Source organism: Lentzea albidocapillata, from assembly GCF_000719115.1.
GTDB lineage: Bacteria > Actinomycetota > Actinomycetes > Mycobacteriales > Pseudonocardiaceae > Lentzea > Lentzea albidocapillata.
On sequence record NZ_JOEA01000044.1, the window covers coordinates 1 to 6,955 of the forward strand.

Sequence of the window (6,955 nt, forward strand, 5' to 3'; positions counted from 1 at the left end):
CCAGCCCAGCGCGGTGCCGATGACCATGCCGAGCACCTCACCGATCGCACAGCCGGTGAGGCAGTGCAGCGTCGCGGAGATGGCGAGCTTCGTCAGACTTGTTTGCGCCCCAGCGTGATCCATGACCCGTTCCTTCGCCTTGCCCTCGGCTCACATACCCTACTGGGGTATGCTGTGTGAAGATACGCTCATACCCCCCGAGGGTGTCAAGGCAATTTGCCGGAAGATCGACAGTGGGCGTCGTCACCATCGAGGCACACATCTGCCACAGCCCTTCAGAGCGCAGATGTCCTGGCCTTCGCTTCGCCGTCACCGATCAGTAAATCCGGCGATGCCCTCGCTGACCGCGGGTCGATCGATCCAGTGGGGACCGCGGTGATCGCCGGTCGATCACGATAGACAGCACGTTCGTGCTGTCGCTTACTTGAGCGCCTGGCGAAGCGTGAATGTGCCGCCGCTGTCGGTGGAGGCGTGGATGGCGGACTCCGTCGCGACGTACACCGCGGAACCCTTGGCGGCAAGCGCTGCCGGCGTCCCGGTGACCCGGCCCTTTGCCGTCCACGTCGCAGCGGAATCCCCACTCACGTGCACGATCCCGTCCATCCCGACACCGAAGACGACCTCACCCTCGCTCCAGTCCAAAAGCACCAGTCGCGGGCTGCCCGCCGCGGCTGCGAACGTCCTGCCGCCGTCCGTGCTGCGCACCAGACCTTCTCGCGTGGTGGCCAGAACGACGTCCGGGTCAGCCGGACTGACCGTGAAGTCGGCCATCGCGACGCGGCCGCGGGTGTCCCAGTCGCGTTGGTTCTCGCTGACCATAAGCTGGCCGTTCTGGCTGTTGTAGCCGTACACGCGGTTGTGCTTGACCTCCAACGAGTGGAAGTCGGCTGCACCCTTCAACGAGAGCGTCTGCCAAGTGCGGCCTGCGTCCTTGCTCTCGATCAGACCGAGGTGCGGCGCGGTACCCGGTTCGGGCCGATCGGGATGACCGCTGCCGAGAAAGTGGTTCGGGCCCACGACGACGAAGCCCATGGTGTCCTGCGTTCGGTCACCCACGCGCTCGGGAGCTTTGTCGGCGGGCACGGTGAAGACGCCGAAGTGACTCGCCGCGTACAGCATGCCGTCAGCGGGGTTGACACCGAGACCGTGCACGTGCGCGAGAGTTGCCGGAGGAGCGGGCGGATCCTGAGTTGCCGGTGTGGGGTTCGCGCAGGCTGCAGTGAGCAACAGGACCGGGACTGCCAGTTTCCACATGCGACTCATGCGATCCGCACTCCATGTTGTTGCAACCACGCCAACGGATCGAGCTTTCTGCCTGCCGGGTCCCAGATCTCGAAGTGCAGGTGCGGGCCGGTGGAGATGCCGCGGTTCCCGACCTGAGCGATGACCTGGCCGGCGCTCACCTTCTGCCCTTCGCGCACGGCGTAGCTGTTGATGTGGCCGTACACGGCCGTGGTTCCGTCCGTGTGCTCGATCTTGACCCATAGCCCGAACCCGCTGGCCGGTCCGGCGTCCGTGACGACGCCGTCCATCACGGACCGGATCGGCGTACCGATGCGGTTGGCGATGTCCAGGCCGTAGTGCGTCGTTCCCCACCGGGGACCGTAGTTGGAGGTGATCGCGCCCTGCGTCGGTGCGAAGACCTTGATCTTCCGCGCCTGCTCCGCCTCGTACTCGGCCTTGCGCTGTGCGGCCGCTGCGGCCTCTCGCTGTGCGGTGATGCGCAGGCTCTTGTTGAGCTGCTCCACCTCGTCGTGGCCAGGCCGGCGAACCCCCAGCAGGTTCGGCCCGGCGCCGGCACCACCGACACCGTCCACACCGGACAGATTGGCCGACAGCAAGACCTGTTCCTGTGCTTGGACAGGCTCGTTCTGCGGGGCGACATCGGCTTGGAACGCTGCCGCTGCGGCGCCAGCGGCAATGCCGGTGATGAACAGGTGAGTCGAGAAGCAGGTCGATCTGGCGGTTCTCGCGTGTCGGGACATCGAGTCAGCCGACGATCCGCCGGGCGCCGATGTAGTGGCCGTCACCGCGGATCGCACGCACGTCGACGAGCTGTCCCTCGGTCGGCGCATCCACCATCTTGCCTTCGCCGACGTACATGGCGACGTGGTGGATCGCGGCCGGGTTGCCCGTGCCGTCGTCGTAGAACACCAGGTCACCGGGCTGGAGCTCATTCTGGGCCACCGGCCTGCCGACGCGATACTGGTCCACCGCCACGCGGGGCAGCGTGACCCCGGCCGCCGCGTAGGCCCACTTCGTCAGACCGGAGCAGTCGAAGGCGTTCGGACCGTTGCCGCCCCACTGGTACTGCGAGCCCCGCTTCGACAGCGCCGCCTGCAGGGCCGCGTTGGCCGCACCGGGCGGTCCCAGGTAGGTGCCGGTGTCCTTCACCTGACCGAACCCGAGCCCGGCCTTCTGAGCCGAACTGAGGTTGTTCACCGCCTTGCGGAGCTCACCGATGCGGCCGTCCAGCTCGGACTTGCGCTTCTTGAAGTCCTCCGCGACGACCGTCGCCTCGCTGGCCGCCTTCTCGGCGCGCTGCTGAACGTCGTTCGCCTGCGCCACCGCGGCCGATAGCTTGTCCATCGACTCCGCGTTGTCGGCCGCCAGCACTTCCAGCGCGGACATGCGGTTGAGGAAGTCCTGCTGGGAGTCGCTGACGAGCAGGGCCGAAAGCCCGTTGAACCGCGCGCCCTGGAAGGTGACCTCCGTGAGCACATCAACCTGACCGCGCAGCTGCTCCTCGGCCAGCCTGGCCTGGCTCAGGTCCGCACCGGCCTTGCTCAGCTCGGCCTTCTTGGCGTCGAGGTTCTCCTGCGCCTTGAGCACATCGTCGTTGAGCTTCTCCGCCTGCCCGCTCAGCTCCTCGTACTGCTCGACCGGATCGTCTGCGGGCTGGGCACCAGCCGAACCCGAGTTGCTGCCGACCACCGCCAGAACCGCCGCAGCCGCCAGTGCGCCTCGTGTGCCGAGCTTGAGTCGATGCGACGTCACGTCGCGTTACCTCCGTAGTCGGGAACAGGCCTCCCCCGATGCCTTGGCGCAAATTACGGCAACATCACGGCGTTGTCTACTAGATGGCCTAGTAGGTCACGGGTGTGACCCGGAACACGGAAGGCTCGCGATTCTCCCTGCGACTTCGACATTCACGTTTGACAGCGAACGTAGCCACGCATCGCCACGCCATGTGGATCGTCCAGGGCAAACACGGCATTACAGGTGATCATGTGTCCACTATGGACACGATTGAGCGATTCCCGCCCGTATCACGATCGCGATATGTTCGTAACCGTGCGGATCCAGACGGCGACACTCAGTGGCGTCCGATCGACGGCGTTGGCCGTCGTGCTCGCCGTGCTGTCGTTCTTCGTCCTGAGCACGTTCTGCTCCGCAGAAGACCATGCGCACAGGCCCAACCACGCGCATGCCGCGGAACATGCGCCTTCCGACCATTGCCACCACGACCGCGAGCCTGTCCACCGAAAGGCCGCGCTCGACCGTGCTCTGCATCGCCCGGACGACACGGCGTGGCAGGTGCAGTTCACTCACGATGTTCCGGCCAGTCCCGACAACAAGACCTTCACCGTCCCCCGTGGACTCGACACCGCTTTCTGGGTCGGCGCAAGCGGTCCGCCCAGACCGGGTCGTCAGCTCCTGGTCCTCCTCAGCGTCGCGCGGAACTGATCAGCGCGCAGCAGTGCAGGCGAAATCCCTGCAACAACACCGGTTTCGCCAGTTCGTGCTGCCCACGGTCATCTCTTCCGAACCACGCGCACAACTTGAGGACACCATGCTCGTCACCCAGAGCCAGCCCAGCACGCTGGCCGTTCCTCCCGCACGCATGCTCACGTCGTCGTCCGCACCGCTCTGCCACACCCCGGCATCGGTCGTCGGCAACACCCCGGTCCAGTGGATCGACGACCTGTCCGGCCTGTCTCCGCACGGGTTCTGGGCCAAGCTCGAAGGCTTCAACCCCGGCGGTATGAAAGACCGCCCGGCACTGCACATGGTCGCCAAGGCTCGTGAACGAGGTGAGCTGGCACCCGGCGGCACCATCGTGGAGTCGACCAGCGGCACCCTCGGCCTCGGGCTCGCGCTCGCGGGCATCGTCTACGGCCACCCGGTCACGCTGGTCACCGATCCCGGCATGGAGCCGATCGTGCAGCAGATGCTGCAGGCGCACGGCGCCCAGGTCGATCTCGTGCCGGCTCCGCATCCGACCGGTGGCTGGCAGCAGGCACGGCGTGACCGCGTTGAGCAGATCCTCGCCGAGACGCCCGGCTCGTACTGCCCGGATCAGTACAGCAACCCGGACAACGTGGCGGGCTACGAGTCGCTCGCGCTGGAGCTCGTCGCGCAACTCGGCCGCGTCGACGTGCTCGTGTGCTCCGTCGGTACCGGCGGGCACTCCGCAGGAGTGTCACGCGTACTGCGGGAGTACTTCCCCCACCTGCGGCTGGTCGGCGTCGACACGATCGGCTCGACGATCTTCGGCCAGCCCGCGCGGCCGCGCCTCATGCGTGGCCTGGGATCCAGCATCTTCCCGCGCAACGTCGACTACCCGGCGTTCGACGAAGTGCACTGGGTCAACCCCGCCGAGTCCGTGTGGGCCTGCCGCACACTCGCCTCCCGGCACCACGCCAGCGGCGGGTGGAGCGTCGGCGCGGTGGCGGTGGTGTCCAGCTGGCTTGCCCGCACCCACGACCCCGATGTACGCGTCGCGGCGGTCTTCCCGGACGGTCCGCAGCGGTACTTCGACACGATCTACAACGACACCTACTGCGCCGCGAACGAACTGCTCGTGACGGCTCCGAGTCCCGATCCGGAGGAGATCCTCGCCACCAGCGATCGCGAGGTCACCGGGTGGACGCGTTGCAGGAGTGTCGCGGACCCGACGAGGCATCAGTCGTGACGAACATCATTCGGCAGTTCCGGTCGTTCGACCGGCCGGTGCAACTGCTGCTGCTCAACCAGTTCAGCATCAACGTCGGCTTCTACATGCTGATGCCCTACCTCGCCGTCTACCTGTCCGGCGAGCTCGCGCTCACCGGTTTGGCGATCGGACTCGTCCTGGGTGTGCGGAACTTCGCCCAGCAGGGCATGTTCCTCATCGGCGGGACGCTCGCGGACCGGTTGGGGTACAAACCACTGATCGTCGCCGGTTGCGCCCTGCGGACTGCGGGCTTCGGGCTGCTCGGCTTCGTGGACACGCTGCCCGCGCTGATCATCGCCTCGGCGGCGACCGGGTTCGCCGGCGCTCTGTTCAACCCGGCGGTGCGCGCCTACGTGGCGAACGACGCCGGACCACGGCGCGTCGAGGCGTTCGCCCTGTTCAACGTCTTCTATCAGACCGGAATCCTCGTCGGCCCGCTCATCGGCCTGGTGCTGACCGGCGTCGACTTCTCGCTGACCTGCGCGGTCGCTGCCGTTGTGTTCGCGGTGCTCACCGTGCTGCAGATCAGGTCCCTTCCGGCACGCAAGGCGACTACTCGCTCCGACAGTTCCGTGCTTCAGGACTGGCGCAGCGTGTTCGGGAACCGCAGGTTCGTCCTGTTCGCCGCCGCGATGGTCGGTTCGTACGTGCTGTCCTTCCAGATCTACCTGGCGCTCCCGCTGGAGGCACGCCGCGTCGCCGGTGACGGTGTCAGCGGCACCGTGCTGGTCGCCGCGTTGTTCGCCGTCTCCGGCGTGCTGGCCATCGTCGGACAGCTGCGCGTCACGGGCTGGTTCCGGCGCAAGTTCGGCACCGACAGATCGCTGGTGATCGGGATGCTGCTGCTGGCTGTGGCCTTCCTCCCGTTGGCACTGCCCACACCGTCCAGTGGACCGCTGCTGTTCGTGCCGGTGCTGTTGTCCGCGACACTGATCGCGTTCGGCACGATGGTCGTGTTTCCGTTCGAGATGGACACGATCGTGGCGCTGTCGGGCGATCGGCTGGTCGCCACCCACTACGGGCTTTACAACACGGTGGTGGGCGTTGGCATCCTCGCCGGCAACCTCTTCACCGGCACCGCGCTCGACATGGCGCGCTCAGCGGGGGTGCCTGCGTTGCCGTGGTTGGCTCTGACGGCACTTGGGTTGTTCTGCGCCTGGAGTCTGCGCGCGCTCAACCGCGTGCCTGCTGCCGTTGAACCGGTTGGAGCGCTGACCCGTAGAAAGCAGTGATGCGACCTACTAGGTACGGTAGTTACATGGCTATGGGCGCGCACAGCAGGACGACCCAGTGGGTCCTGCTGTGCGCGCTGTTCCTCGGTGTCGTCGGGATGCACCACGTCAACGTGAGCAACGACATGTCGCCCACGCACGGGTCCATTTCCACGAGCGCTCACCACGCGCCGCCGTCCGAGGATCCAGCACCGCAGCCGACGCACGAGATGTTGCACCTGTGCGTCGCTGTGCTCTGCGCCGTCGTATCGCTGCTCCTGCTCGTGTGGCTGCTGCTGCGCGCGGCACGCCCGATCACGGGTCGCGTCTTCGCGTCGGCGCCGTGGCCGCGCGCTCCCAACCGACCGCCACCCAGGGGCGGTCGCGACTTACTCAGTTCCCTGTGCGTGTTGAGGTTGTGATCGGCCCGGTCCCCAGAGGCAAGTCACTTTCCCAGCACAGAAGGAAGAACCACCAATGAGGAAGTCTCTAATCGTCGCCGGCTTCGCGACTGTCGCGCTGGTCGCCGGGTGCAGCGGCGGTAACGACATGGCCGGTATGCAGCACAACTCGACGGCTGCGTCGACCCCGGCTTCCGGCGGGCAGGCGGCGGATCACAACGATCACGACGTGCAGTTCGCGCAGGAGATGATCGCCCACCACCAGCAGGCGCTGGACATGGCCAAGATGGTCCCAGGCAAGAGCACGAACCCGAAGGTGACCGATCTCGCGAAGCGCATCGAGGGTGCGCAGGACCCGGAGATCAAGACGATGACGGCGTGGCTCTCCAAGTGGGGTGCCTCTCCGA

9 protein-coding genes are annotated in these 6,955 nt (G+C 66.6%); 5 read left to right on the forward strand and 4 right to left on the reverse strand.

Annotation, left to right across the window (positions count from 1 at the left end; genetic code table 11):
• The 4 genes from IG04_RS46135 to IG04_RS0141540 all read right to left on the reverse strand — a co-directional run.
• The coding region (locus IG04_RS46135) for a DUF4396 domain-containing protein (protein ID WP_030482247.1) at positions 1–123 on the reverse strand (123 nt) is incomplete at its 3' end.
• Positions 124–420: 297 nt separating this feature from the next.
• The gene (locus IG04_RS0141530) at positions 421–1,152 is read right to left on the reverse strand and encodes a F510_1955 family glycosylhydrolase (RefSeq protein ID WP_051771998.1); all 732 of its coding nucleotides are present in this window, start codon (positions 1,150–1,152) and stop codon (positions 421–423) included.
• A 107-nt stretch (positions 1,153–1,259) separates the two neighbouring features.
• On the reverse strand, positions 1,260–1,841 hold the full coding sequence (locus tag IG04_RS0141535) for a M23 family metallopeptidase (RefSeq protein WP_245816759.1): 582 nt from the start codon (positions 1,839–1,841) through the stop codon (positions 1,260–1,262).
• Between the two features lie 148 nt (positions 1,842–1,989).
• Entirely contained in the window at positions 1,990–2,997 is a 1,008-nt protein-coding gene (locus tag IG04_RS0141540) for an NlpC/P60 family protein (protein WP_030482250.1), read from the reverse strand.
• A 297-nt stretch (positions 2,998–3,294) separates the two neighbouring features.
• On the opposite strand from IG04_RS0141540, the gene IG04_RS0141545 reads away from it, so the two are divergent.
• The 5 genes from IG04_RS0141545 to IG04_RS0141565 form a co-directional block, all read left to right on the forward strand.
• Positions 3,295–3,687 carry a hypothetical protein gene (locus IG04_RS0141545; protein WP_144065803.1) on the forward strand — a complete coding sequence of 131 codons (393 nt, stop codon included), beginning with the start codon at positions 3,295–3,297 and terminating at the stop codon, positions 3,685–3,687.
• A gap of 106 nt (positions 3,688–3,793) precedes the next feature.
• A complete protein-coding gene (locus IG04_RS0141550) occupies positions 3,794–4,915 on the forward strand; it encodes a PLP-dependent cysteine synthase family protein (protein ID WP_030482252.1) in 1,122 nt (373 codons plus the stop codon).
• The gene (locus tag IG04_RS0141555) at positions 4,912–6,168 is read left to right on the forward strand and encodes an MDR family MFS transporter (protein WP_030482253.1); all 1,257 of its coding nucleotides are present in this window, start codon (positions 4,912–4,914) and stop codon (positions 6,166–6,168) included. The genes IG04_RS0141550 and IG04_RS0141555 overlap by 4 nt, the downstream gene beginning before the upstream one ends.
• Positions 6,169–6,194: 26 nt before the next feature.
• The gene (locus tag IG04_RS0141560) at positions 6,195–6,569 is read left to right on the forward strand and encodes a DUF6153 family protein (protein ID WP_144065804.1); all 375 of its coding nucleotides are present in this window, start codon (positions 6,195–6,197) and stop codon (positions 6,567–6,569) included.
• A gap of 55 nt (positions 6,570–6,624) precedes the next feature.
• On the forward strand, positions 6,625–6,955 hold a 331-nt coding region (locus IG04_RS0141565; RefSeq protein WP_030482255.1), incomplete at its 3' end, for a DUF305 domain-containing protein.